Origin of the sequence: Mesorhizobium sp. M0166 (genome assembly GCF_040322255.1) — a bacterium.
Taxonomy (GTDB): Bacteria; Pseudomonadota; Alphaproteobacteria; order Rhizobiales; family Rhizobiaceae; genus Mesorhizobium.
Genome location: NZ_JAMYTD010000020.1, coordinates 1 through 22,443 on the forward strand (window position 1 = coordinate 1; position 22,443 = coordinate 22,443).

Genomic DNA, 22,443 nt, shown 5'->3' on the forward strand with positions numbered 1-22,443 from the left:
CCAGGTGGGGTCCCTCCCCCCACCAATGGGGGTTGTGGGGGCCCGGCCACCCCTAGACCGGAGAGGGCACTGCGCTCTACGAAGCCCCCTCCCGGGCCGCTTCGCGGCCACCTCTCCCCACTTTCGTATGGCGAGGAACCCAGTTCTTGAGAGTTCATGGGACAAACCCCTCCTCTGGCAGCTTCGCCGACGGTGCTGCTCCCATTGACCTCCCATCCCCTGCCGGCCTCCCCTTGGCAAGGCGGCGGGCGGCTTGTATAGAGCCCGCCACCTTCAATTCCACTCTCCATCACAAGGACGACCCCATGGCGCTCGAACGCACCTTTTCCATGATCAAGCCCGACGCGACCCGTCGCAATCTCACCGGCGCTATCACCAAGATACTGGAAGATGCCGGCCTGCGCGTCGTCGCGTCGCGCCGGGTGTGGATGAGCCGCCGCGAGGCGGAAGGTTTTTATGCTGTTCACAAGGAGCGTCCGTTCTTTGGCGAGCTGGTCGAGTCCATGTCGTCGGGCCCGACGGTCGTGCAGGTACTGGAAGGCGAGAACGCCATCGCCAAGAACCGTGAAGTGATGGGCGCCACCAATCCGGCAAGCGCCGCCGAAGGCACCATCCGCAAGCTGCACGCGCTGTCGATCGGCGAGAATTCCGTGCATGGTTCCGATGCGCCGGAAACCGCCGCGCAGGAGATCAAATACTGGTTCTCGGACACCGAGATCGTCGGCTGAGCCGGCATCCCGAACCCCATCAAAAAGGCCGGCACAACGCCGGCCTTTTTCGCTAAAGCGCGTCGCGTTCGACCGACCTCATGCGATGCGCTTTAGTTTTCTTGTTTTGATGCATGTCGTTATCACAAAACCGCTGCACACTTTTGCGCGACATGCATTAGCGAACATTGTCAGCTTCAGGCTCCTCGACGGGTCACGGGTGCGTTAAGCTCGGAGGGGCGGATCAAACGCGGTCCCGACAATGGAGCCGACAAGGCCATGACCAGCACCATTCCCGGCTTCTTCCAGGGCACCGAAATGCCAACCAGCGGCTGGTGGGAAGCGCTGTGGCCCGAGCCTGCCAGCGTGCTGGCGGCAGTAGGTATGAAGCCCGGCACGGACGTGGTCGATCTCTGCTGCGGCGACGGCTGGTTCACGCTGCCAATCGCCAGGGTCGCCCGTCATGTAATCGCCATTGACATTGATGCCGATCTGCTCGAAGTCGCCAGGCGGCGACTGGCCGAAGGCGGCGCGAGCAATTGCGAGTTTGTGGCGGGCGACGCCTATGAACTTGCAGGGCTGGTGCCTCAAACCGTCGACTTCGTTTTCATGGCCAACGCCTTCCATGGCGTTCCGGATCGGCCGCGCCTTGCCCGCGCCGTGCGGACGACGCTTGGCCCTGCCGGTCGTTTTGCCATCGTGAACTGGCACCAGTATCCGCGCGAGCAAACCACAGTCCTGGGCGAGCCGCGCGGGCCAAAGACCGAGCTCAGGCTGTCACCCGAACAGACCACCGCGGCGGTGGAAGCGAGCGGATTCAAGCTCGCCGAGCTGGTTGATGTGCCGCCCTATCACTATGGCGCGGTATTCAAACTCGCGACGAATTGAGAATGCCTCGTGATGCGGCCTCGCCGGTAGAATGTATGTCGCCCGCCGCCCCCTAGCGGCGGGTTCTGCAGTCTATTTCGCCTGGCGTTCCTTCACGTTCGCATGTTCATTCGCCGCTGGCGTGTCGGTGGACGGGGTCTTGGTCTCTTCACCTGAAAACGGGCTGCCCTGCCCCGGTGCGAGATCGCCGCTATGGCCGGCCTTGTTGGTCTGGAACGGTTGGCTGTCCGCTTTGAGACCGTGGTCAAGAGCATTGACGAGATGGTCGTCCGCCTTGGCAAGGCCGGTAAAGGCAAGGAGCGATGCACCGGTGGCGGCAAGGATAAGCGTGTGCGTTTTCATCTCTGGACTCCTTTGAGTTAAGGCCAGAACGAGCCGCAGCCATTCTGGCGGCTTCAACGAAGGGACAAACGTCCCTTTTGCCTTACCCGCCATCTTATGAATGACTAACGGACCCCCTGCCCGGCCTATTCCCGGTGAAACACAACGTGATCGGCATGCGGCTGCCGCGCGGGCCAGTCGGCGCGGACGAAGTGCTAGCTCGCGGCGTTGAAGCGCAGGATGTCGCGGCCGTCTCTGTCGGCGATGACAAGTTTACCGGCGTCGACGTGGTAGGATGCCGCCTTGGCCAGCGCCTCGAACAGCGCCTTTTCCTCGGCCATGACCTGTGGCGCGCAGGCCTTGAAGGTCGAGCCGATGTCGCTGATAGCGATCGTCGATCCGTTTATCCTGGCGGTGGCGAAATAGACGTTGCAAGGGCCGCTGCCGCCGGCCTTGCCGGCTTCGCTGATGCGGAAGGTCGCCCGCGGCTCGGCAATCACGCCGATGCCGTCGATATATTCGACCAGCCAGCTTTGGCCGAACACGGAAGCTGCCGCCGGCTCGTCGACCGGCGCCGCCATTTTCAGCATGATGGTCTGTGGTGCGTCGCTGAGTGGGTCGACCTGATGGCGCGTGTCGGTGACGAACAGCAGCCGGTCATCGACAGTGATGCGCGCCTGCAGCGCGTAGGTCATATCAGGCCGGACCACCCGCGGATCGAAGCTGATCTCGAACTTGATCGGCACTTGGCCGGCTGGCACGACCTTGCGCTCGCCGATGATTGCGCCCGGCGTGTCGGCCAGCGACACGTCGGCAAGCTGCACGGAAAGCACGGCATTGGGCGGCAGCGCGATGCGCTCGCGATACATCACCTCGCCCTTGAGGGTCTTTTCGGCAGCCACGGGTATGGGATGGCTGTCGCAGGGATTTATTTGGCCGGCGCTGCTTTCAGCGGCCCGCCGCCTTATCGTCGCCCCCTTGGCCGCTCCGCAAACTCTGTTCGGGCCACGCTCGGCCAAGCCTCAGGCGATCACGAATTCGTGTTCCAAACAGACGTAACACGGTCGGTGTCCGGACCGAACTGACCAGTGCGCGCTGAGGAGAGTGCGCTTAAAACCCAACCGGAGGTGAAATCATGTCAACGAGATCAACCGTGAGCGCGGCCTTACTGGCCAGCGCCGTTGCCACGGCTCTTGCTTCTTTTGCGACGGCCGCGCCGCTGACCGAGGCACAGGTCAAGGCAGCGATGGACGCCGGCAAGGAGAAGTGCTTTGGCGTCGCCTTGAAGGGGCAGAACGACTGCAAGGCAGGCCCGGGGACCACCTGCCAAGGCACCTCGACCGTCGACTATCAAGGCAACGCCTGGAAGTTCGTCGACGGCGGCACCTGCACGACGATGGACCTACCCGGCGGCCGCAAGGGCTCACCCACCGAGCTGACCCGCGACGTCCCATCGTAAGCGATGCACCCTGCCCGGAAAGCGGCGATGACGATGAACGGACCGAGCCGTCCAGCATCCCGCATGTCGAAGACCTTGCGCTTTCCGGCGCACCCGGTCGCCGGCCTTGCCGGCATCAGTTTCAAGCATGAGCATCTGTCCGCAATCCTCGGCGACGGCCCCCAAAGCGGCTTCTTCGAGGTTCATGCGGAAAACTACATGGGCGCCGGCGGCCCGCCGCACGACGCGCTCGCCCGCATCCGCCGCAACTATCCCGTCTCGCTGCATGGCGTCTGCATGTCGATCGGCGGCCCGCAGCCGCTCGACAAGGCGCATCTCGGTCGTTTCAAGGCGCTGGTCGATCGCTACGAGCCGGTGCTCGTTTCAGAGCATCTCGCCTGGTCGACCCACGACACCACCTATTACAACGACCTGCTTCCCCTGCCCTACACGCCGGCAACGGTTTCGCGGGTGGCGGATCACATCGACGAGGTGCAGGGCACGATCGGCCGTCCGATCCTGCTCGAGAATCCTTCGACCTATGTGCTTTTTCCGGAATCGACGATGAGCGAGACGGATTTCATCCGCGAGCTGGTTCGGCGTAGCGGCTGCGGCCTGCTGCTCGACGTCAACAACGTCTTAGTCTCGGCCACCAATCACGGCTATTCGGCACGTTCTTATCTCGCGGACTTCCCGCTCGAACATGTCGGCGAAATCCATCTGGCCGGGCACGCCGAGCAGAAGGACGACGAGGGCGACCTGCTGCTCATCGACAGCCATGACGGCCCGGTTGCCGACGCGGTCTGGAAGCTCTTCGATACCGTCATCGGCCGATGCGGGCCACTGCCGACGCTGATCGAATGGGACAGCGACATTCCCGAGTGGCCGGTGCTCAAGGCGGAGGCAGCGGCCGCCCAAGCCATCCTCGACCGTCATGCCGATTTCGGAAAAGCCCATGCCGCAGGATGAGCTCCAGTCGGGCGATCTCGGCCGCCGGCTTGACTATGCCGCGGCATTCACCGCCGGTTTGCTCGATCCTGACCGTGCCCCGCCTGACTCTGTCTCGGGGCCGAACGGGAAGGCTGCGGTCAAGCGATATGCCGTCTACCGCAACAACGTCACGGTCAGCCTGATCGATGCGCTGGCCGCCAGCTTTCCAGCGACGCTGCGCATCACCGGCCCGGATTTTTTTTGCGCGATGGCGCGATTTCACATCCGCGAAACGCCACCCACCTCGCCGCTTCTATTCGAATATGGCCGCGACTTTCCCGATTTCATCGAGCGCTACGAATACGCGCAGTCGATGCCGTGGCTGGCCGACGTGGCGCGCATCGAGCGGGCCTGGCTTGACGCCTATCATGCCGCCGACGCGGAGGCGCTGTCGGCTGAGGCACTGGCGTCGATCCCTCGCGAGAGGCTTGCCGATACCAGGCTGCGGCCGCATCCGGCGACGCGGGTCGCGCGCTCTCGGTTCCCGGCAGTCACGGTCTTCGCGACAAACCGGAACGAGGCTCCTGTTGGGCCGATCCGGGCAACGGGCGCTGAAGATGCGCTGGTCACGCGGCCCGGCCTCGAGGTCTTCGTTCGCCACCTGCCGCCCGGCGGCGCTGTGTTTATCTCGCATCTGATCGCGGGCGAGTCGCTCGGCGCGGCGGCCGCGGCGGCATTTGCGGAGAGTGCCGAATTCGAGCTTTCCGCCAACATTGCCGGCGTGCTGGAAGCGGGAGTCTTCACGACAGCACATCAGGAAAGGCGAGCACGATGAGCGATGGACAGAACGCGAGCACCGAATCGCGAGGGGTCGCCGCCCTCGTCGAAAGGCTGAATGCCGCCCTGCGCACGATCGCGACGCCATCGCTGACGCAGCTTGTTCTGCGCTGCGCCCTCGCCGTCCCGTTCTGGCGATCCGGCGTCAACAAATGGGACGGTTTTCTACAGTTGAACGATGTCGCCGTGCTGCTTTTCAGCTCGGAACTCAAATTGCATCTGCCGGGCGGCCCATACGATTTTCCGGCACCTGGGCTGGTGGCGTTCGCCTCAGGGTCAGCGGAGATCGTGTTGCCAGTTCTCCTTGTTTTCGGCCTGGCGACGCGACTGGCGGCATTCGGGTTGCTGCTGATGACGCTGGTCATCGAGCTCACCGTGCCGGACGGCTGGCCGCTGCACATTACCTGGGCGGCGATGGCGCTGGGCATCATGGCCTGGGGACCCGGCCGGATTTCGCTCGATCATCTGATCGGCGCTGACAAAGGTTGAGGGCTCGCGGAAAGCCTGGTCAGTCTCGTTTCCAGCGGCTCGCCGCCTTGTCGTCGGCCTCCTTGGCATCGACCCAGCCGCCCTCGGAACCGTCGCTATGGTGTTCCTTTTTCCAGAAAGGCGCCCGTGATTTCAAATAGTCCATCAGGAAATTCGCGGCCTCGAACGCCGCCTGCCGGTGGGCGGAAGCGGCCACCACCAGGACGATGTTTTCGCCCGGCGCGATCTTGCCGTGGCGATGGATCGCGGTGAGCCCCTGCAGGGGCCAGCGCTCGATTGCCTCGCCGGCGATGCGGGAAATCTCGGCTTCCGCCATGCCGGGATAATGTTCGAGCTCGAGCGCGGAGAGCCTGCCTTGCTCGTCGCGGCAAAGGCCGGAGAAGGTCACCACAGCGCCGATGTCGTTGCGACCCCTGGTCAGCCTGGCGATCTCGGCGGCGACGTCGAAATCCTCCGCCTGGATGCGCACGACAGGCACCACCGCGGACATGGTTCAGCCACCGGTCATCGGCGGGAACAGCGCGATCTCGCGCGCGCCGGCGATCTTCTCGCGGTGCTCGACATGTTCCTGGTTGATGGCGACGCGGATCACGTCAGGATATTGCAGCGCGTTCTCGTATTCCTCGCCGCGCGACTTCAGCCAGCGCAACAGGTCGGCGACCGTTTCGATGCCGGCCGGCAGTTCGACCTCTTCCTCCGGTCTGCCGATCCGCTCGCGCACCCAGGCGAAATAGATGAGCTTCGTCGACATTTTATTCATCCATGATGTGCTTGAGGCCGGCGCGGAAATAGTCGTAGCCGGTGTAGAGCGTCACCAGGGCGGCGATCCACAGCAGCACCAGCCCGGTCTGGGTGGTCAGCGGGAAGATCTTGTCGCCGGCCGGTCCCGCCAGCAGGAAGGCGATGGCGATCATCTGGATGGTGGTCTTCCATTTGGCGAGCTGCGTCACCGGCACCGAGACCTTCAGGGCCGCCAGATATTCGCGCAGGCCCGAAACCAGGATCTCGCGGCACAGGATGATGATCGCCGCCCATAGCGACCAGCCGGCGATGCCGGCATGACGATCGGTATCGGCGGCAAGCAGCAGCAGGCAAGTGGCGACCAGCAGCTTGTCGGCGATCGGGTCGAGCATCTTGCCGATGTTGGAGGTCTGCTGCCAGGCGCGGGCCAGATAGCCGTCGAAGTAATCGGTGATCGAGGCGAGCAGGAAAATGATGAGCGCCGACCAGCGGGCGAAGTCGCTCGATTTCAGATGCCCCTCCAGGAAAAAGCACAGCACGACCAGCGGCACCGCCAGGATGCGGGCGTAAGTGAGCATGTTGGGCAGGTTGAACGCGCGCTGGGACATGTTTTGGGAACTCTTTCTGCCTGCTTAGTCAAATCAGAAGCGAATGTGGGGGGTCAACAGGCCAGAATCGATTAGCCAGCCGAAATATCGGCAATAGGTCTTAGCTCTCGTGAAAATGATTATAGACTAATTTCGCCACCTGCTCGGAAATGCCGTCGACCTTGACCAGGTCCTCGACGGCGGCGCGGCTGACCGCCTTGGCCGTACCGAAATGCATCAGCAGCGCGCGCTTGCGGCCGGGGCCGATGCCGCTGATCTCGTCGAGCGGGCTCTTGACCATCTCCTTCTTGCGGCGGGCGCGGTGCGAACCGATGGCAAAACGATGGACCTCGTCGCGCAGCCGCTGGACGAAATAGAGCACCGGATCGCGCACGGGCAGCGAGAATGGGACCCTGCCCTTGACGAAGAAGCGTTCGCGGCCGGCATCGCGATCCTGCCCCTTGGCGATGCCGATGGCCACTACGCGGTCCTCTATGCCGAGATCGGCGAGGATCTTGTGCACCGCCGTCATCTGGCCCTGGCCGCCGTCGATGAGGATGACGTCGGGCCAGGCGGGAAAGCCGCCCGCGTCCTCGATATCGTCGCCCGGTTCGTTAGGGCCCGCCTCGCCCGAGCCCCCGGTCTGCGGGGCATCGCCATGTTCCTTCAACAGCCGCGAAAAGCGCCGCTGCATCACCTCGCGCATCATGCCGAAATCGTCGCCCGGCGTGATCTCGGTCGAGCGGATGTTGAACTTTCGATACTGGTTCTTCACAAAACCTTCCGGCCCGGCGACGACCATGGCGCCGACGGCGTTGGTGCCCATGATGTGCGAGTTGTCATAGACCTCGATGCGCACCGGCGGTTTTTCCAGGCCGAAGGTCTCGGCAAAGCCATTGAGCAGCCGCGCCTGGGTCGAGGTCTCGGCGAGCCGCCGGCCGAGCGCTTCGCGCGCGTTCTGCAGCGCGTTGTCGGTCAGGTCCTTCTTCTCCCCGCGCTGCGGCACGGAGATCGACACCTTGCGGCCGGCGCGGGTGGAGAGCGCCTCCGCCAGCAATTCCTGGTCGTCGACGCCGTGCGACAACAGGATGGTGCGCGGCGTCGGCTTGTCGTCGTAGAACTGTGCCAGGAACGACCCCAGCACCTCGCCGGCTTCGAGCGCCGGATCGGCCTTGGGAAAATAGGCGCGGTTGCCCCAGTTCTGGCCGGTGCGGAAGAAGAACACCTGGATGCAGACCTGGCCGCCCTCCTGATGGATGGCGAAGACATCGGCCTCGTCGACGGTCTGCGGATTGATGCCTTGATGGCTCTGCACATGCGACAGCGCCGCCAGCCGGTCGCGATAGATGGCGGCGCGTTCGAAGTCGAGGTTTTCCGAAGCCTGCTGCATGGCAGCGGAGATCTCCGTCTTCACCTTCTGGCTGCGGCCGGAGAGGAAATCCTTCGCCTCGGCGACAAGCCTTGCGTAATCGCCATGCGAGATTTCGCCGGTGCACGGGCCGGCGCAGCGCTTGATCTGGAACAAAAGGCAAGGCCGGGTGCGGTTCTCGTAGAAGGAGTCGGTGCAGCTCCTGAGCAGGAAGGCGCGCTGCAGTGAATTGATGGTGCGGCCGACGGCGCCGGCCGAGGCGAAGGGGCCGAAATAGTCGCCCTTGCGCGAGCGAGCGCCGCGATGCTTGTAGATACCGGGCGAGACATGGTCGCCGGTCAGCAGGATATAGGGGAACGACTTGTCGTCGCGCATCAGCACGTTGAAGCGTGGCCGCAAGCGCTTGATGAGGTTGGCTTCAAGCAGCAGCGCTTCGATCTCGGTGCGGGTGACGACGAACTCCATCGTCGACGTCTCGCGCACCATGCGGCCGATGCGGCTGGTGTGGAACCGGCCTTGCGCGTAGCTGGTGACCCGCTTCTTCAGGCTGCGTGCCTTGCCGACATAGAGCACGTCGCCGGTGGCATTCATCATACGGTAGACGCCGGGCGCGTTGGGCAGCCGCTTGACCAGCGTCTGGATCACCTCGGCGCCGACCATGCCGTCGGCGTCGCCAGCATGCGGCGCCCAGTCGATGGCGGTGAAGGTGACGTCCGGACCGCTGGCCGCAGGCTCGACGACTTCCTCGGCCGCCTCGTCCTCGAGGTCGATTTCGGGCGGCAGGTCGTCGGCGCCGCCGCGCGTTTTGTGTTTCTGGTCCATGGGGCTCATTCCGTCATGCCTGTCACATCGGGCGTCTGCCATGCAAGATGCTGGCCGCCGTCAAGCGCGATCATCTGGCCGGTGACCGAGCGTGCCGCCCAGAGATAACGGATAGTGGCACCGAATTCCGGCAATTCCGGGCCGCGTTTCAGAATCAGCCCGGCAATCTGGGCATCGAAGTCGCTGTCGTGCTGGCGCGTGTTCTTCAAGGTCGGGCCAGGACCAATGGCGTTGACACGGATGCGGGGCCCCAGCGCCTGCGCCATCATCTCGGTCGCTGCCCACAAGGTCGACTTCGACAGCGCATAGGAGAAATAACGCGGCGTCGGCCGCCAAACGCGCTGGTCGATCATGTTGACGATCAGCCCCTCACTGTTCTGCGGCAGCGCCCGGGTGAAAGTCTGCGCCAACAGCGCCGGCGCCTTGACATGCATGGCGAAATGGCGATCCCAGGCCGGCCAGTCGAAATCCTCAACGCTGTCGTGCTCGAACAGCGAGGCGTTGTTGACCAGCAGCGACACCGGCCCGAGCGCCGCCGCAGCGCGACCGACAAGGTCGCCGACGGCGCCCATGTCGGTCAGGTCGGCAGCAACCACCGCGGCCCGGCCATGTCGACCAAAATGACCACTGTTGATTTCGGCCGCCAGTGCCTCCGCCTCGGCCAGCGAGCGATTGCAGTGGATGGCGACGGCAAAACCATGCGCGGCAAGGTCCTCGACGATCGCCCTGCCGATCCGCTTCGCCCCGCCCGTCACCAGTGCCGTCGCGGCGACCTTGCTCATCTGTCAATCCTTAATCCGATGCCGATTCCGACCTGCCGGGATCGCGCCGGCAAATTATGGCCCGCCAAGCGTTAAATCCCATTTCCACCTGGGGCAAGATTGTGGCAAAGTGGCCGGTGGGCGTTCTGGCTCGACCGGAATTCGGGCCAGCCCGACCGCAATATAGGGCGCTGGAGCCCTTACACCAAGCCGTGTGCAGTGCAGCACGGCGAACCTGCTGACATTCGCTGTTGCGAAGATGCAACGTCAAGGTTCTGCCTCATTCGTGCCAGGGAATGACCCAAGTTCAGGTTCGCTTCAGCCGCATTTCGACACGACATTTGCAACCGTTGAACGCCGGATCCGTTTCCTCCCCCGGACGGGTTGAGGGCGCTCATAAACAACAAGCCTGTGTCCTGTGGCTTAAGGAGTAAAGAACAATGCAAGCCAATCTTAAATTTGCGCGACCGCTCGCGGTGGCGTTTGGGCTGTTCGCCCTCGGCGGAACCGCCTATGCCGCGGACGTGGTTCAGGAAGAGCCGCCGGCACCTGCCCCGATTGCAGAACTTCCGGTCGCATCCTGGGCCGGTCCCTATGCCGGTGTGAGCGTCGGCTACGGCTTCGCCGGCCATGCCAAAGCCAAAGACATTGGCGTCGACGTCGACACCAAGGGTTTTGTCGGCGGCGTCTTCGGCGGCTATAACTGGCAGCAGGAGAACTTCGTCTACGGTGCCGAAGCCGACATCGGCTACAACGGCGTCAAGGGCGACGATGCCGGCATCGAGGCCAAGGGTGGCTTCGAGGGCTCGCTGCGTGCCCGCCTCGGCTATGCCGTCACCCCGGATATCCTGCTCTACGGCACCGCCGGTGGCGCGCTGAAGAACCAGAAGATTGAAGCGGCCGGCGTCAGCGACACCAACACCCAGCTTGGCTGGACTGCCGGCGTGGGTACCGACATCAAGATCACCGACAATGTGTTCGGCCGTGTCGAGTATCGTTACACCGACTTCGGCAGGAAGGACTTCGACGGTATCGGCAAGGTCAAGTCGACCGACAATCGCGTCACTTTCGGCGTCGGTATGAAGTTCTAAGTCGTCCAAGCCACGACACGAAAAAGCCGGGCCTCGCGCCCGGCTTTTTTTGTGGCACGGCTTTAGGCCGCCCACCCTCAAGCCGGGATGGCGGGCTTCAGCTCCGGGAATTTCTCGTCGAAGCGTGCCGCCCAGCGCGTCAGCCGGCCGCGGCCCTTTTCCCATTTTCCAGCGAAGCGCAGCGAGAGATAACCGAGGCAGGCGCGCAGCGCGATCTGGCCTAGGGTGATTTTCTTCGGCAGCTTCGGCGGGTTGGCGTTGAGCAGATCGAGCGCGGCCGAAATCTTCGTCCACTGGCGCTCGAGCCAAGGCTGGTAGACCATCTCTTCCGGCCGCGTGCGCCGCTCATAGACCATCGACAGCGCGCAGTCGCAGATGCCGTCGGCCAATGCCTCCAGCACCTCCGCCTCAAGGCGCTTGTCGGGATTGCGCGGAAACAATGCGTTCTTCGACATCCGGTTGAGATGCTGGGTGATGGCGCGGCTGTCGTGGACCGAGCGGCCGTCATCGAGCACCAGCACCGGGATTTTGCCGAGCGGATTGGCGCCGATCAGTTCGGCCGGCCTTTCCTCGGTCTTTATCGGCACGAGATCGACCGCAATGCCGGCATGAAGTGCTGCCATGCGCACCTTGGAACTGTAGGGGGAAGTAGCCGCGTAGAGCAGTCTGGGCATTGTCGATTCCTGTTTGCCGGCTACAGCTCCATACGTCCTGTTGGACGCGCAAAAGGACGCGGTAGCATTGTGACTTCGCGCATGACCCTTACCGAAAATCGATTCCGACAGGGGCTCGTGCGTGGGCACTGTTGACCGATCATGCAGGGTTCATCAATGGCCAGAGGCGGAAAACCGCGCCGCCAGCGTGCAGCCATAATCTCCCGTTCGGATGCGATGAGCCGGAGCTGCGGCGGCAGACGCGAGCAGGTCGGACAATCCAGATCCGAGCAACTACCAACTCGGCCTTGCACCGAAGGTTGGTCTTCGGCAGCCATGAACATCCCACCGGACTTCGCCGCATGGCGAAGTCCTGGGAGTTGCGAAAAGACGTCTTCCTCCCGCCTCTTTCTCGTCCTGCCCGACCGTCAACCAAGAAGCGAGGCGCCTGTCCGGCATCCCGCCCTGGCTGTCTTGAGTACTGTCCCCGGCGGTAGCAGGGCTGCGACTACTTCTTGGCCTTCGCCTTTGCGGGCGCTGCCTTCGGCTTGGCCGCGGGCGCTGCTTTCTTCACTGCAGCAGAAGATTTCGCAGCGGCGGCCTTTGCCGGTGCTGCCTTCTTCGCAGCAGGCTTCGCCACGGCCTTTGCAGCCGGCTTCTTGGCCGGTGCCGCCTTCTTTGCCGGTGCAGCCTTGGCCTTGGCCGGTGCTGCTTTCTTTACGGCCGGTTTTGCCGCGGCCTTGGCGACCGGCTTTTTGGCTGGCGCTGCTTTTGCCTTAGGTGCAGCGGCCTTCGCTTTGGCAGCGGGTGCTGCTTTCTTCACAGCAGTTGCGGCCTTTGCCGCGGCTGCTTTTGCTGGTGCTTTCTTTGCCGGTGACTTTGCCGGTGCCTTGGATGCCGGCGCTTTGGATGACTGCTTAGCCATATCATGCCCCTTCCGTTGTGCCGACGGCCGTTATTGACCCGGCGCGCATTGCATATCTGACTCGCGGCTTGCTAGCCAGCGAAGCATTAGAATGATTTTTGCAGCTTAAGTTTCGGTTACGGCGAGCGGGCGACCATTTTACCGGCACGAAAATTGGTTGCGAATCTTTATGCCCCGCAGCGAAGTTCTGCGACAGAAATTCTGGTCGCTCTATCTCGACCGGTCTTCTCGTCAAGCTCATGACCTTTTCGACCAGTTTTGCGCTTCAACGTCCGACGCTCAGCGCGAACATTGTCAAGAGGAAGGCGGTCGCCCGCCTCGTCTTGTCCGAAACGATAAACTACAGGTAAGTAGGAAGCAACGCGACGAGCACGCCGCTGCACTATCTTGCACGACGCGATGAAAGTAAGCAGACAGCTCGCATTTCTGAAAGACAGGATATCGCTCGATAGATCCGGTCGCGCCGACCGCGTGATCGAAAGCGCTCGGCCGTTCAGGCGCCGAGCGGCTCACGGCTCATCTGCAGCCGGCGCGAAGGCTCGGCCCTGTGGAGATGGACGGCAAATGGCGGCATGACGGAAATCTGCGCCAGGATGCGCCCCGCTTCACCGCGATGATAGACTCCATGCAGTGCGATGTGGGTCAGCATTTCCTGTCGCGACATCAATGCCTTATCCCCGTCGGTGAACACGAATGCGACGGGCTCGGACAGCTGCCGCGACGAAACGGTTTCGAGATAATCGAGATACCAGCGATCGGTCGCCGCGACCGCGGCGCGAAGTTCGTCGAACGCCGGCGTGTCCTCCGTGGTGTCGGCGGAGTAGCCATGGCTTGCACCAACCAAGTGCGCCGAGAATATCCGCGAAACCACATGGCTGTGATCGACGAGCCGTATCACGGCCTGCCGCTCCTTGTCGTGAACATGCGGGTCGAGACCCGCCAGCTTTTCCAGCAGTTCGTCATTGGCCCAGGCCTGATAGGCACAGGCTGCGAAGCAGAGCGAGCGCACTCATGGTCGGTGTCCTTTTCACGCAAATGCGAGTATGTTGTTTATATTTTCAGGAGAACGGGCGGGCGTGTCTACTCGCATTGCAAAACCGCATCCGCGCATGCGCAAGCAGCCGCGCCAGGCGCGTTCCAGGGCAACCGTCGAGGCGATCATCGAGGCGGCGGCTCATGTTCTGAGCGGGCTAGGCTGGGCCGGCTTCACCACCAACAAGGTTGCCGAGACGGCAGGTGTGAGCATCGGCACGCTCTACCAGTATTTTCCCGACAAGCTTTCTCTGCTGGAAGCCGTCCGGCGCCGTCACTTCGATCATGTGCTGTCGGTCATTCGCGATTCGGCGGAAGACCAAAGGCCGCTCAGGAAGTTCGCGCAGGGGCTGGTGCACGGCATGGTCGCGGCGCACAGCATTCACCCGACACTACACCAGGTTCTGCTCGACGAGGCGCCCGGCGATCGCCGCTCCAGGGCCGCCCATGCTTCGTTCCAGGCACAATACCTCAATCATTATGCGACTGCCGTCGCCTCCTATCGCAAGCCAAGGAAAGGCGTCGACATAGAGACCGTGGCGGGCGTGCTGTCGTCGGCGATCGAAGGTGTGATCCACAACGCGGCACGCCGGAACATGCTCGCTGCGCCGGAGCTGCAAAAGCAACTCGTCGAACTGATCTGCGCCTACCTATCGGGAGCGGGCCGCATCGGTCGATAGCGCATGGCCACGACTGTGCACGTGCCGTTATAGGGCGACACCAAGGAGCCGATGGCGCCTTTTCACGACCATGTCGTGTTGCCGACAGCCCAATTGCAACGCCGCGGTATTGGCAAACGACCTACGGGGGGAAGTCTGGGATTTCTGTACGTCAGATCCAAACCCGGCCTATGAGGTGCGGCAAGGACGATGCCAACAATGCTGCACCTGATGCGGCCAAGAGCGTGAGGACGATCTTTCGAAAAGTCGCCTCGCTAACGCCGATGTAGAGTCTCGCGCCAAGCAGTGTCGGTATCAACATCGCTGGCGCGACGACGGCAAACATCGGCAGCATTTCGAGCTTGATCTTTCCGGCCGCAAGATAGGCAGCCATCGTCATGGAGAGGGTCACAAGGTTGAAATTCTGGATGACAATGCGCTGCCTGTCCTTTTCCCATTGGCGCAGCACGCACCACAGCGTTGGGACCGGGCCGGTGAAGCCGCCAAGCCCACCCATGATGCCGCCGACCAGACCTATCGCACCGTCTGCAACAGGACCTCCGACCGTGATGGGAGGGAGGCGACGCGCAAAGAGCATCAAGGGACACCAAACGACCAGCAGCGCACCGAAGACCAACTTGAACAACTGCACATCCAGAAAGGGCAGGACGGCGACACCGACCGGAATCCCTATGGCCCCGCCGATCAGGAAGGGCAGCAGAAGCTTGAGGTCGAAACCCCGGCGGACGGTGACGGCAGCGATGATCTGGCCGGTGAGCGCCCCAAAGACCGCCATGGCAGCAGCAAGCTGGGGCTCAACGGTCCAAACCCAAAACGACATGGCAACCAGGCTGAAGGCGAACCCGGACAGCCCCTGGACGAAGCCAGCAACGACCGCCCCGAGAGCAACAGTATAAACAAGTGAATCCATGCAGTGCTGTTTCCCCGCACAGTGATCGATGTGGTCTGTTGGCGTCGACTTGCATAGAAGTCTACGATTTTGGCAACCTCCGTCCGACCTTGAGTGCCGGACAACCCTCACATCAGAGAGGTATGAATGTCCTCCTTGCCGAGCTTGGCATTTGTCACATGGTTTTCGGCTGATCCCAGATCAGCCGCCGCTTTCTACGCGAATTTCGGAATTGTCTTCAGGCAAGAGCAGCACGGCTCCGGTCCGATACATTTCGCGTTCCAAGGTCAAGGGCTCGCGATTGAACTCTATCCGGCAAACGAAGGAATGATGACGGAAGGGGCGGGAACGATGATCGGCTTCGAAATCGCCGACGCAGACGAAGCCGCTTCTGCGGCGAAGGCCAATGGCTTTGGAGTCATCGCGGATGTCAAGGCGACGGCTATGGGCAGGCGTGTTATCGTCCGCGATCCTGATGGCCGTCAGGTGTTTCTTTTCTCGACCACTTAAGGGCGCAACAATCCATCGGGAATCGAAGGGCGCCGGTTCAGCGCAGGACGCGGCAGCGGCCGTTATAGACCATCCAACGGTCGAAGCCCGAGACGCAGAATTCGACATTGTCACCGATCGACGCAAAGCCCTGGCCTTCTTCGATCAGGTACCAGATGGTGCGGGCGCGGCCGTCGGAGAGGCTGACGGTGGCACCGCAATAACGGCGGCCGATCGGCCAGGTGTCGTCGGCCGGCAGATAGCGATGCTGGTGGATACGCTGGAAGTCGACGATCTGCACATCGGGCAGATGCGGCACGTGATGCACCTGATAGGAGAAGCGGTCGGTGATCTTGTCCAGGACCCAGGCCTCGCCGCAGACGCCGCTATCCTCGTCGGTATAGATTGCAAGGTCGGCCGCCTGGACTGCCTGGGTGACGCCAAGTGGTGCGGCCAACGGCGTGCACAAGGCGAGCAGTGCGGCAAGGGCGGATTGGGCGAAGCGAGTCATGGCAGCCTCTCAAGGTCGACTGCGCGCACTGTGCGGATTCGCTGACGCGCGGTCAAGCGGTTGTAGCGACCATGGTTGTGGTGACGATTGTTGCGCTGTCTGAACGGCAGGGCCGCATCTCAAACTACTCTCCCGCCAGCCAGTCCAGCGTCCAATGCGACGGCTGCTCGACTGCAAGCAGCCGGTGCAGCGCCGGCAGCAGCGTCCGTAACTCGCCTTCCAGCGTGAAGGGCGGATTGACCACCACCATGCCGCAGCCGTCGAGGCTCGGCTCGACGGATGCCGGCCTGATCTCAAAACAAATATCGAGCAGCTTCGGAATGCCCGTCTGCTTCAGCGCCTTGCGGAAGGCGGCGACCGCCCTGCGGTCCTTGAGTGGATACCACAATGCGTAAATCCCTCCTGGCCAGCGCCGATGGGCTCTTTGCAGCCCGTCGACCAAGCGACCGAACTCACCCTCTTCCTCGAAAGGCGGATCGATCAGCACGAGGCCGCGCTTTTCCTTTGGCGGCAGATGCGCGCCGAGAGCCAGCCAGCCGTCAAGCTCGATCACCCGGGTCTGGAAGTCACCGTCGAACAGCGCCTTCAGCCTGGCAGCATCCTTGGGGTGCAGTTCGACCGCCGACAGCCGGTCCTGCTTGCGCATCAGGTGCCGGGCGATCAGCGGTGAACCCGGGTATTTTTTCACGCCGCCGTCCGGATTGAACGAACGGACGGCTTCAAGATACGGCGACAGCAGTGCTGCCGCCGGCGCATCAAGGGCCACATCGACGAGCCGGCCGATGCCGCCTTGCCATTCGCCGGTCTTTTGCGCTTCGGTCGAGGACAGATCGTAGCGGCCGATTCCGGAATGGGTGTCGATGACCCGAAACGCCTTGTCCTTCAGCTTCAGATATTCGATCAACCGGCTGAGCACGACATGCTTGACGACGTCGGCGAAGTTCCCGGCATGGTAGGCGTGGCGATAGTTCAATTGGAGCCCCTGCCCCAGCGCGGCGGTGGCGGCTGCGAGTTAGGATTTTCCGGCCGGCGGCCGCCGAAACGGAATGCCAGCACCAGCCCGGCCAGGCCGGCCGCCATCAGGGAAAAACCGACCGGCCGCGCCCGGCGGTCGACCTCGCCGGCACCCGAGCGCAGGACGAGGTCGACGGCCCGCATCGGAATGCCCTCGGCGTCGCCCGGACCGACGGTGAAGATGTAGGAACCGGGGGTAACGCTCGGGATCAGGCCGGCCTCGTCGCGAAAGATCCTGTCCGGCAGTTGCGGGCTGACCTGACGCGGATTGTCGGAATGGTTGAACTGCAGCGTCGAGGCGAGCACCGTCCTGCCGCCGGTGGCGGCAGTCAGGGTCAACACAGTGCGCTGCTGCGAGACGATGCGCTCGGCTCTTGCCGTAAGATCGACCAGCACGCGTAGCGGCCCGTCGCGTGCGCTCAGGGCCACCGTCACCGGCTTGAACCGGCCCTGGTCGTAAACCCGCCAGGTGCCGATCTCATGGCCGGAGAAATTGGTCATCACCCAGGGATAGACGACGCCGATGCCGGTACCAATGAGCAGTATCAGGGCGAACAGAGAGCGCATGAGGTCAAGACCTGGTGTTCGGCGCGCTGGCGCAGTCGCGGGCGCGCTCCATTTCGTCCAGGAGCATGTCGAGGCCGAGATCAAACGTCCGGTCGAATTCGGCGGTGCCGAAATAACGCCCGGCCGCAGCTACTTTTGGAAAATCCTGCACCAGTTGCTCGTCGCTGACGATAGTCACGGCCGAAGGCCCCTTTGCATAGCCGGCAGTCTCGTCGAGGATGGCACCCATCAGATAATAGCCGGTAGTGCGGAACAGCCGCGCACCCAGTTCCGGTCCGAAGCCGCCGGCCTCGAACAGGCCAAGGATGCCGTTCAGCCAAGTGAGACAGGTCGGCGAATTCATCCGGTAGGTTACAAGGAACGTGGCAAAGGCCGGGTGCTCACGCGCCACGCGGCGGAAATCCAGCACGGCGCTGCGCAATCTTTGCCGCCAGGGCAAATCCGCGTCGGGCATTTCGATGGAGCCGATCAGCCGGTCCACCAAGGCTTCGAAGAGATGCGCCGCCGAAGGAAAGTGGTGGTAGATGCTCATGGCTTCGCAGCCGAGTTCTGCCGCCAGCTTGCGCATCGAAAACCCGGCGAGGCCCTCGCTCTCGATCACCTTCAAAGCCGCATCCTCGATCATCTCGCGAGACAGCCGGCCGCGCGGTCGCTTTTTTTTGATCGATGTGTCCATGGTGCCGCTTGACAACTTACAGCGTAAGGTTCATTTTCGACATTACCTTACATCGTAAGGCTAACAAAGACCAGAGGAGAATGTCATGTCTGTCTATGGTACTCTTTCATCAACGCATTCTTCCATCCGCCGTGCCTGCCTGCTCGCCGCCTGTGTGCTGACGCTGGCTGCAGGCCCTTCTTATGCCGACGAGTATGACGCAACCGTCAAGGACATCCAGTCGACCATGGGCGGCGTACCCGGTTTCGTAAAGCAGTTCCCGAAAGCCGGTCTGCCCGGTGCATGGGCCGAGGTCAAGGCCATCCAGCTCAGCGACAAGACGGCGCTGCCGCCGAAGGTCAAGTCGCTGATCTCGCTGGCGGTGGCAGCGCAAATCCCGTGCAACTACTGTATCTGGTCGGACACGCAGGATGCCAGGCGCGCCGGCGCCACCGACGAGGAGATCCAGGAGGCGATCGCCGTTTCAGCGCTGACCCGCCATTGGAGCACCATCTTCAGCGGCATGCAGGTCGATTTCGACACATTCAAGAAGGAGATGGGCGGGCAGTAATGCCTTCGTTATCAGAGCGGGTTGCGTTCAGACTGAATTAGCCATCCCGCTCTGACTGTTCTGTATGATCCGCCAGCACCTCATTGATAACCCGCCACGATTTTTCCGCCTCGCGCTGGTTGCCGTCATGTCCCGAAGCGACGATCAGCGCCTTCCACAACGCCCAGCCCCGTGCGCGCGCCCAGCTGTGCTCATCAAGGGCAATGGCGTCGCGGAACGCCTGGCGGCTCTCGCCGTAAAATTCCGTCCACGCGATCACCAGGTCACAGGCAGGATCGCCGATAGCCGAACTGCCGAAATCGACGACCGCGCAGAGCTTGCCATCTTCGACGAGCAGATTGCCCGAGGCGACGTCGCCATGGACCCAGACCGGCGGCCCCTGCCATCGCGAGGCAAGCGCAGTCGCCCACACGGCCTCGGCTGCGGCCTTGTCGATGCGGCCGCCGAGCGCCGAGAGCGCACCTCGGGTCTCGGCGTCGTAGACCGAAAGCCGGCCACCGCGGTGGAAATTATGCTGCCCTGCCGGTGGCCCACCTGCGGCGTCGATCCGGTAGAGCGCAACCAGAAAGCCGGCCAGCGAACGGGCGAACTCAGTGAGATCGGCAATCAGTTCACTAGCCGCCGGTCTGCCACCAAGCCAGCGATAGACAGACCAAGGCCATGGATAGCCTTCCCCTGGCGCGCCTTTGGCCAGCGGCACGGGTATAGGCAGAGGCAGGTGAGGCGCCAGGCGGGGCAGCCAGCGATGCTCCTTCTCGACCTGGGCGACATAGGCGGCAGCGCTCGGCAGCCGCACCGACATGCTGTCGCCCAGCCGGAAGGTGCGGTTGTCCCAGCCGCCAGGCTCGACCGGCTCTACCGGCAGGTCCGCCCATTTGGGGAGCTGCGCCGCAATCAGCCGGCGAACAAGTGCGGCATCTATCGACATGCTTGATGTTTGTTCATCGGGCGGCTTGCTCAGGTCTTTTGAATAGCCGGCGGTCCATCTTCTTGTCGTCGCATTGTGCGGCGCCAGTGATTCCACTCGGCTGCAAATTCTCTAAGCCTTGCGTTCCCAGCGCCGGTCCGGCGTTTGCTGCCAGTAGGTCACGGTGTGGCCAGCCTCCCTCATTGTCTTCCAGTGCGTGCGCGCCGCCTCCAGCTGGGCTGCATCGTGACCGTCGAACAGGAATACGGCGCGCTGGTAGCCGCCAAGCTCCGGCGGCACCGCCCCATCGACGAGGAAGCGTATCTGCGCCTGGTTCGGATTGTCAGCGCCGACGGTCAGAAGCACCGGCTGCTCGGCGGGATGGGCTTCGCGATCCGTTGCGTGGGCCAGGAACGAATCGTCCCGGAAAGTCCACAGATGCTGGTCCAGCGCGTCGCGCCGTTCCTCGGTGCCGGTCTGCACCACGGCGCGCCAGCCGCGATCAATACTACGCTCCAGGAGGCCGGGCAGCGCATCCTCCAGCGTCGATTCGGTCAGGTGATAAAACAGAATCTCGGCCATGCGTTCAGTCTACATTGTCGGAGTCCCGCCCCAGCCGCTCATTGTTCGTAATGATCGCGCACCAGCCGGTCGAGCAGCCTGACGCCGAAGCCGGAAGCCCATGACTGGTTGATCTCGTTGGAAGGCGCGCCCATCGCGGTGCCGGCGATATCGAGATGCGCCCAGGGCGTGTCCTTGACGAAGCGCTGCAGGAACTGCGCGGCGATGATGGCGCCGCCATGGCGGCCGCCGATGTTCTTCATGTCGGCATTCTTGGAATCGATCAGCTTGTCGTATTCGGCGCCGAGCGGCATGCGCCAAACCCGCTCCTGCGTCGCCTGTCCGGCAGCCGTCAGCCGGTCCGCCAACTCGTCATTATTGGAGAACAAGCCGGCATAATGCTGACCGAGCGCGACCATGATGGCGCCGGTCAGCGTCGCCAGATTAATCATGAATTTCGGCTGGAAGCGGTCGTTGCAGTACCACAGCGCATCGGCCAGCACCAGGCGGCCCTCGGCGTCGGTATTGAGCACTTCGATGGTCTGGCCCGACATCGAGGTGACGATGTCGCCCGGTCGCTGAGCGTGGCCGTCGACGGCGTTTTCAACCAGCCCGACGATGCCGACGACATTGACCTTCGCCTTGCGCGCGGCCAGCGCGTGCATCAGCCCTGTAACGGCAGCAGCGCCGCCCATGTCGCCCTTCATGTCCTCCATGCCGGAGGCAGGCTTGATCGAATTGCCGCCGGTGTCGAAGGTGACGCCCTTGCCGACGAAGGCGACCGGACTTTCCTTGGCCTTGCCGCCGTCCCACCGCATGACCGCGATGCGGGCGCCACGCGGCGAGCCCTGCGCTACGCCCAGCAGCGAACCCATGCCGAGCTTCTTCATCTCCTTCTCGGCCAGGATCTCGACCGTGACGCCGAGCGACTCCAGTTCGGCGATGCGGGCGGCGAATTCCACCGGTCCCAAAACATTGGCCGGTTCATTGACCAAATCGCGCGCCAGCAACACGCCGTCGATCACCGCCGCTTCATCGGCGAAGGCCTTCTTTGCAGCTGCCGGATCGGCGGTGTGAATAGTCACCTTGACCAGCTTTTTTGGCTCGCGCTTGTCGTCACCATTGTTCTTTTTGGTCTTGTACTTGTCGAAGGAATAGCTGCGCAGCAGGATGCCCGCTGCAAGCTGAACGGCTTGCCTGCCGTTGACGGCCGCACCGGGAAGATCGAGCACGACGGCCACTTCGGTTGCCTTGCGAAAGGACGCGGCAATCGTGCCGCCGAGCTTCAGCCAGGCGTAATCATCGAGATTGGAGCCCTTGCCTGCACCGACCGCCACCAGCCGCTCGAGCGATGTCCCTTCCGGTGCCAGCACTTCGACCAGGCTGGCGAATTTGCCGGTGAAGTCGGCGACCGGAAAAGCCCGCTCGAGGGTCTTTGCCGGATCGCAAGCCCTTGCGGCGTCGCCGAGGCCGCGCTCGTCGGCCGCCAGAACGAAAACGCTGCCCTTTTTGGGCGCGGCGAATTTGGCAAAGGCGATCGAGGGTCTTGAATTCATGATGTCCTGCTTTCGGGAAGTACGTTGGATTATCGCGTTCGTCAGTGAGCGGCGGGTTGAAACAGCTCGATGACATTGCCCGATGGGTCTTCGAGCAGCGTCTGGGAACCGCCGACGCCCGTTATGATATCGTTGCGAAAGACAAGTCCAGCACTCTTGAGGCGCGCAACCTCTTCTTTCAGATCCGGCACCACCAACAGGATGCGATTCCAACCTCCCGGCACCGGCTGCCGGCCATCCGGCATCGCCCGTGCACCCGAACTGCCGGGTCCGCTTAGAAGGAGCCGTAAGGCACCGCGTGTGACGGAAGCAAAAGCCGGTCGCGCGTCCTGTTCAACAGCGAAGCCCAGATGTCCACAGTAGAAGTCGATCGAGGCGGCGACATCATCGACCACGTAGCGAATGCTGACTGGCGTCATGATCATTGACCTTTCGGTTCGAGCGCGTTTCAA

29 protein-coding genes are annotated in these 22,443 nt (G+C 62.9%); 11 read left to right on the forward strand and 18 right to left on the reverse strand.

Features of this window, described 5'->3' with window-relative positions:
- Window positions 1-305: 305 nt before the first annotated feature.
- Together ndk and NKJ46_RS20995 are read left to right on the forward strand one after the other, a co-directional pair.
- Window positions 306-728 carry a nucleoside-diphosphate kinase gene (ndk, locus tag NKJ46_RS20990; protein ID WP_023677669.1) on the forward strand — a complete coding sequence of 141 codons (423 nt, stop codon included), beginning with the start codon at window positions 306-308 and terminating at the stop codon, window positions 726-728.
- Between the two features lie 258 nt (window positions 729-986).
- The gene (locus tag NKJ46_RS20995; RefSeq protein ID WP_352667148.1) at window positions 987-1,595 is read left to right on the forward strand and encodes a class I SAM-dependent methyltransferase; all 609 of its coding nucleotides are present in this window, start codon (window positions 987-989) and stop codon (window positions 1,593-1,595) included.
- 72 nt (window positions 1,596-1,667) lie between these two features.
- Here the strand turns inward: NKJ46_RS20995 and NKJ46_RS21000 are convergent, their stop codons facing one another.
- Window positions 1,668-1,937, reverse strand: a complete 270-nt coding sequence (locus NKJ46_RS21000) for a hypothetical protein (protein ID WP_352667151.1) — start codon at window positions 1,935-1,937, stop codon at window positions 1,668-1,670.
- A gap of 194 nt (window positions 1,938-2,131) precedes the next feature.
- Complete coding sequence (locus tag NKJ46_RS21005; protein WP_352667154.1) at window positions 2,132-2,818, reverse strand: YbaY family lipoprotein; 687 nt, start codon at window positions 2,816-2,818, stop codon at window positions 2,132-2,134.
- Window positions 2,819-3,051: 233 nt separating this feature from the next.
- On the opposite strand from NKJ46_RS21005, the gene NKJ46_RS21010 reads away from it, so the two are divergent.
- Genes NKJ46_RS21010 through NKJ46_RS21025 form a run of 4 tightly spaced genes read left to right on the forward strand, consistent with a single transcriptional unit; the run spans window position 3,052 to window position 5,610 of the window.
- Complete coding sequence (locus NKJ46_RS21010) at window positions 3,052-3,375, forward strand: BufA1 family periplasmic bufferin-type metallophore (RefSeq protein WP_352479258.1); 324 nt, start codon at window positions 3,052-3,054, stop codon at window positions 3,373-3,375.
- A gap of 27 nt (window positions 3,376-3,402) precedes the next feature.
- Window positions 3,403-4,323, forward strand: coding sequence for an MNIO family bufferin maturase (gene bufB / locus NKJ46_RS21015; RefSeq protein ID WP_352667157.1), 921 nt, complete (start codon window positions 3,403-3,405; stop codon window positions 4,321-4,323).
- A complete protein-coding gene (locus NKJ46_RS21020) occupies window positions 4,310-5,119 on the forward strand; it encodes an HvfC/BufC family peptide modification chaperone (RefSeq protein ID WP_352667158.1) in 810 nt (269 codons plus the stop codon). The genes bufB and NKJ46_RS21020 overlap by 14 nt, the downstream gene beginning before the upstream one ends.
- Window positions 5,116-5,610 carry a DoxX family protein gene (locus NKJ46_RS21025; RefSeq protein WP_352667160.1) on the forward strand — a complete coding sequence of 165 codons (495 nt, stop codon included), beginning with the start codon at window positions 5,116-5,118 and terminating at the stop codon, window positions 5,608-5,610. The genes NKJ46_RS21020 and NKJ46_RS21025 overlap by 4 nt, the downstream gene beginning before the upstream one ends.
- 19 nt (window positions 5,611-5,629) lie before the next feature.
- Here the strand turns inward: NKJ46_RS21025 and NKJ46_RS21030 are convergent, their stop codons facing one another.
- The 5 genes from NKJ46_RS21030 to NKJ46_RS21050 form a co-directional block, all read right to left on the reverse strand.
- Window positions 5,630-6,100, reverse strand: a complete 471-nt coding sequence (locus NKJ46_RS21030; RefSeq protein ID WP_352667162.1) for a molybdenum cofactor biosynthesis protein MoaE — start codon at window positions 6,098-6,100, stop codon at window positions 5,630-5,632.
- Window positions 6,101-6,103: 3 nt separating this feature from the next.
- Entirely contained in the window at window positions 6,104-6,361 is a 258-nt protein-coding gene (gene moaD / locus NKJ46_RS21035) for a molybdopterin converting factor subunit 1 (protein WP_023677674.1), read from the reverse strand.
- A gap of 1 nt (window position 6,362) precedes the next feature.
- A complete protein-coding gene (pgsA, locus tag NKJ46_RS21040; RefSeq protein WP_023719790.1) occupies window positions 6,363-6,959 on the reverse strand; it encodes a CDP-diacylglycerol--glycerol-3-phosphate 3-phosphatidyltransferase in 597 nt (198 codons plus the stop codon).
- 100 nt (window positions 6,960-7,059) lie between these two features.
- Window positions 7,060-9,138, reverse strand: a complete 2,079-nt coding sequence (gene uvrC / locus NKJ46_RS21045; RefSeq protein ID WP_352667165.1) for an excinuclease ABC subunit UvrC — start codon at window positions 9,136-9,138, stop codon at window positions 7,060-7,062.
- Window positions 9,135-9,911: an SDR family oxidoreductase gene (locus NKJ46_RS21050; protein WP_352667168.1), complete on the reverse strand. Its 777-nt coding sequence runs from the start codon at window positions 9,909-9,911 to the stop codon at window positions 9,135-9,137. The genes uvrC and NKJ46_RS21050 overlap by 4 nt, the downstream gene beginning before the upstream one ends.
- Before the next feature lie 419 nt (window positions 9,912-10,330).
- On the opposite strand from NKJ46_RS21050, the gene NKJ46_RS21055 reads away from it, so the two are divergent.
- Complete coding sequence (locus tag NKJ46_RS21055) at window positions 10,331-10,981, forward strand: outer membrane protein (protein ID WP_352667170.1); 651 nt, start codon at window positions 10,331-10,333, stop codon at window positions 10,979-10,981.
- A gap of 77 nt (window positions 10,982-11,058) precedes the next feature.
- Here NKJ46_RS21055 and NKJ46_RS21060 read toward each other — a convergent pair whose 3' ends face one another.
- A complete protein-coding gene (locus tag NKJ46_RS21060) occupies window positions 11,059-11,655 on the reverse strand; it encodes a glutathione S-transferase family protein (RefSeq protein WP_352667173.1) in 597 nt (198 codons plus the stop codon).
- A gap of 494 nt (window positions 11,656-12,149) precedes the next feature.
- On the opposite strand from NKJ46_RS21060, the gene NKJ46_RS21065 reads away from it, so the two are divergent.
- The gene (locus tag NKJ46_RS21065) at window positions 12,150-12,596 is read left to right on the forward strand and encodes a hypothetical protein (RefSeq protein WP_352667176.1); all 447 of its coding nucleotides are present in this window, start codon (window positions 12,150-12,152) and stop codon (window positions 12,594-12,596) included.
- A 456-nt stretch (window positions 12,597-13,052) separates the two neighbouring features.
- Here NKJ46_RS21065 and NKJ46_RS21070 read toward each other — a convergent pair whose 3' ends face one another.
- Window positions 13,053-13,568, reverse strand: coding sequence for a DinB family protein (locus tag NKJ46_RS21070; protein WP_352667179.1), 516 nt, complete (start codon window positions 13,566-13,568; stop codon window positions 13,053-13,055).
- Window positions 13,569-13,635: 67 nt separating this feature from the next.
- On the opposite strand from NKJ46_RS21070, the gene NKJ46_RS21075 reads away from it, so the two are divergent.
- On the forward strand, window positions 13,636-14,271 hold the full coding sequence (locus NKJ46_RS21075; RefSeq protein WP_352667181.1) for a TetR/AcrR family transcriptional regulator: 636 nt from the start codon (window positions 13,636-13,638) through the stop codon (window positions 14,269-14,271).
- Window positions 14,272-14,422: 151 nt separating this feature from the next.
- On the opposite strand, the gene NKJ46_RS21080 is transcribed toward NKJ46_RS21075, so the two are convergent.
- The gene (locus tag NKJ46_RS21080) at window positions 14,423-15,181 is read right to left on the reverse strand and encodes a sulfite exporter TauE/SafE family protein (RefSeq protein WP_352667184.1); all 759 of its coding nucleotides are present in this window, start codon (window positions 15,179-15,181) and stop codon (window positions 14,423-14,425) included.
- A gap of 126 nt (window positions 15,182-15,307) precedes the next feature.
- On the opposite strand from NKJ46_RS21080, the gene NKJ46_RS21085 reads away from it, so the two are divergent.
- The gene (locus NKJ46_RS21085; RefSeq protein ID WP_352667187.1) at window positions 15,308-15,670 is read left to right on the forward strand and encodes a VOC family protein; all 363 of its coding nucleotides are present in this window, start codon (window positions 15,308-15,310) and stop codon (window positions 15,668-15,670) included.
- 37 nt (window positions 15,671-15,707) lie between these two features.
- On the opposite strand, the gene NKJ46_RS21090 is transcribed toward NKJ46_RS21085, so the two are convergent.
- The 4 genes from NKJ46_RS21090 to NKJ46_RS21105 form a co-directional block, all read right to left on the reverse strand.
- Window positions 15,708-16,160, reverse strand: coding sequence for a hypothetical protein (locus NKJ46_RS21090; RefSeq protein WP_352567494.1), 453 nt, complete (start codon window positions 16,158-16,160; stop codon window positions 15,708-15,710).
- Window positions 16,161-16,284: 124 nt separating this feature from the next.
- Window positions 16,285-17,133, reverse strand: coding sequence for a 23S rRNA (adenine(2030)-N(6))-methyltransferase RlmJ (locus NKJ46_RS21095; protein WP_352667189.1), 849 nt, complete (start codon window positions 17,131-17,133; stop codon window positions 16,285-16,287).
- A complete protein-coding gene (locus tag NKJ46_RS21100; protein ID WP_352667192.1) occupies window positions 17,130-17,741 on the reverse strand; it encodes a hypothetical protein in 612 nt (203 codons plus the stop codon). The genes NKJ46_RS21095 and NKJ46_RS21100 overlap by 4 nt, the downstream gene beginning before the upstream one ends.
- 4 nt (window positions 17,742-17,745) lie before the next feature.
- A complete protein-coding gene (locus tag NKJ46_RS21105; RefSeq protein ID WP_352667194.1) occupies window positions 17,746-18,417 on the reverse strand; it encodes a TetR/AcrR family transcriptional regulator in 672 nt (223 codons plus the stop codon).
- Window positions 18,418-18,502: 85 nt separating this feature from the next.
- On the opposite strand from NKJ46_RS21105, the gene NKJ46_RS21110 reads away from it, so the two are divergent.
- Window positions 18,503-18,967, forward strand: coding sequence for a carboxymuconolactone decarboxylase family protein (locus tag NKJ46_RS21110; protein WP_352667197.1), 465 nt, complete (start codon window positions 18,503-18,505; stop codon window positions 18,965-18,967).
- A gap of 37 nt (window positions 18,968-19,004) precedes the next feature.
- Here NKJ46_RS21110 and NKJ46_RS21115 read toward each other — a convergent pair whose 3' ends face one another.
- The 4 genes from NKJ46_RS21115 to NKJ46_RS21130 all read right to left on the reverse strand — a co-directional run bounded on the left by NKJ46_RS21115 (window position 19,005) and on the right by NKJ46_RS21130 (window position 22,416).
- Complete coding sequence (locus NKJ46_RS21115) at window positions 19,005-19,895, reverse strand: aminoglycoside phosphotransferase family protein (RefSeq protein ID WP_352667199.1); 891 nt, start codon at window positions 19,893-19,895, stop codon at window positions 19,005-19,007.
- Between the two features lie 111 nt (window positions 19,896-20,006).
- Complete coding sequence (locus tag NKJ46_RS21120; RefSeq protein WP_352667202.1) at window positions 20,007-20,456, reverse strand: DNA polymerase III subunit chi; 450 nt, start codon at window positions 20,454-20,456, stop codon at window positions 20,007-20,009.
- Window positions 20,457-20,494: 38 nt separating this feature from the next.
- Window positions 20,495-21,991 carry a leucyl aminopeptidase gene (locus NKJ46_RS21125; protein ID WP_352667204.1) on the reverse strand — a complete coding sequence of 499 codons (1,497 nt, stop codon included), beginning with the start codon at window positions 21,989-21,991 and terminating at the stop codon, window positions 20,495-20,497.
- 41 nt (window positions 21,992-22,032) lie between these two features.
- On the reverse strand, window positions 22,033-22,416 hold the full coding sequence (locus tag NKJ46_RS21130; protein WP_352667207.1) for a VOC family protein: 384 nt from the start codon (window positions 22,414-22,416) through the stop codon (window positions 22,033-22,035).
- Window positions 22,417-22,443: the final 27 nt, after the last annotated feature.

What these genes read in the sequence shown, in the direction of transcription:
- ndk (WP_023677669.1), top strand. Translation starts at nt 306, where the DNA reads ATGGCGCTCGAACGCACCTTTTCCATGATCAAGCCCGACGCGACCCGT.
- NKJ46_RS20995 (WP_352667148.1), top strand. Translation starts at nt 987, where the DNA reads ATGACCAGCACCATTCCCGGCTTCTTCCAGGGCACCGAAATGCCAACC.
- NKJ46_RS21000 (WP_352667151.1), bottom strand. Translation starts at nt 1,937, where the DNA reads ATGAAAACGCACACGCTTATCCTTGCCGCCACCGGTGCATCGCTCCTT.
- NKJ46_RS21010 (WP_352479258.1), top strand. Translation starts at nt 3,052, where the DNA reads ATGTCAACGAGATCAACCGTGAGCGCGGCCTTACTGGCCAGCGCCGTT.
- bufB (WP_352667157.1), top strand. Translation starts at nt 3,403, where the DNA reads ATGACGATGAACGGACCGAGCCGTCCAGCATCCCGCATGTCGAAGACC.
- NKJ46_RS21020 (WP_352667158.1), top strand. Translation starts at nt 4,310, where the DNA reads ATGCCGCAGGATGAGCTCCAGTCGGGCGATCTCGGCCGCCGGCTTGAC.
- NKJ46_RS21025 (WP_352667160.1), top strand. Translation starts at nt 5,116, where the DNA reads ATGAGCGATGGACAGAACGCGAGCACCGAATCGCGAGGGGTCGCCGCC.
- NKJ46_RS21030 (WP_352667162.1), bottom strand. Translation starts at nt 6,100, where the DNA reads ATGTCCGCGGTGGTGCCTGTCGTGCGCATCCAGGCGGAGGATTTCGAC.
- moaD (WP_023677674.1), bottom strand. Translation starts at nt 6,361, where the DNA reads ATGTCGACGAAGCTCATCTATTTCGCCTGGGTGCGCGAGCGGATCGGC.
- pgsA (WP_023719790.1), bottom strand. Translation starts at nt 6,959, where the DNA reads ATGTCCCAGCGCGCGTTCAACCTGCCCAACATGCTCACTTACGCCCGC.
- uvrC (WP_352667165.1), bottom strand. Translation starts at nt 9,138, where the DNA reads ATGAGCCCCATGGACCAGAAACACAAAACGCGCGGCGGCGCCGACGAC.
- NKJ46_RS21050 (WP_352667168.1), bottom strand. Translation starts at nt 9,911, where the DNA reads ATGAGCAAGGTCGCCGCGACGGCACTGGTGACGGGCGGGGCGAAGCGG.
- NKJ46_RS21055 (WP_352667170.1), top strand. Translation starts at nt 10,331, where the DNA reads ATGCAAGCCAATCTTAAATTTGCGCGACCGCTCGCGGTGGCGTTTGGG.
- NKJ46_RS21060 (WP_352667173.1), bottom strand. Translation starts at nt 11,655, where the DNA reads ATGCCCAGACTGCTCTACGCGGCTACTTCCCCCTACAGTTCCAAGGTG.
- NKJ46_RS21080 (WP_352667184.1), bottom strand. Translation starts at nt 15,181, where the DNA reads ATGGATTCACTTGTTTATACTGTTGCTCTCGGGGCGGTCGTTGCTGGC.
- NKJ46_RS21085 (WP_352667187.1), top strand. Translation starts at nt 15,308, where the DNA reads ATGTCCTCCTTGCCGAGCTTGGCATTTGTCACATGGTTTTCGGCTGAT.
- NKJ46_RS21090 (WP_352567494.1), bottom strand. Translation starts at nt 16,160, where the DNA reads ATGACTCGCTTCGCCCAATCCGCCCTTGCCGCACTGCTCGCCTTGTGC.
- NKJ46_RS21100 (WP_352667192.1), bottom strand. Translation starts at nt 17,741, where the DNA reads ATGCGCTCTCTGTTCGCCCTGATACTGCTCATTGGTACCGGCATCGGC.
- NKJ46_RS21105 (WP_352667194.1), bottom strand. Translation starts at nt 18,417, where the DNA reads ATGGACACATCGATCAAAAAAAAGCGACCGCGCGGCCGGCTGTCTCGC.
- NKJ46_RS21110 (WP_352667197.1), top strand. Translation starts at nt 18,503, where the DNA reads ATGTCTGTCTATGGTACTCTTTCATCAACGCATTCTTCCATCCGCCGT.
- NKJ46_RS21115 (WP_352667199.1), bottom strand. Translation starts at nt 19,895, where the DNA reads ATGTCGATAGATGCCGCACTTGTTCGCCGGCTGATTGCGGCGCAGCTC.
- NKJ46_RS21120 (WP_352667202.1), bottom strand. Translation starts at nt 20,456, where the DNA reads ATGGCCGAGATTCTGTTTTATCACCTGACCGAATCGACGCTGGAGGAT.
- NKJ46_RS21125 (WP_352667204.1), bottom strand. Translation starts at nt 21,991, where the DNA reads ATGAATTCAAGACCCTCGATCGCCTTTGCCAAATTCGCCGCGCCCAAA.
- NKJ46_RS21130 (WP_352667207.1), bottom strand. Translation starts at nt 22,416, where the DNA reads ATGATCATGACGCCAGTCAGCATTCGCTACGTGGTCGATGATGTCGCC.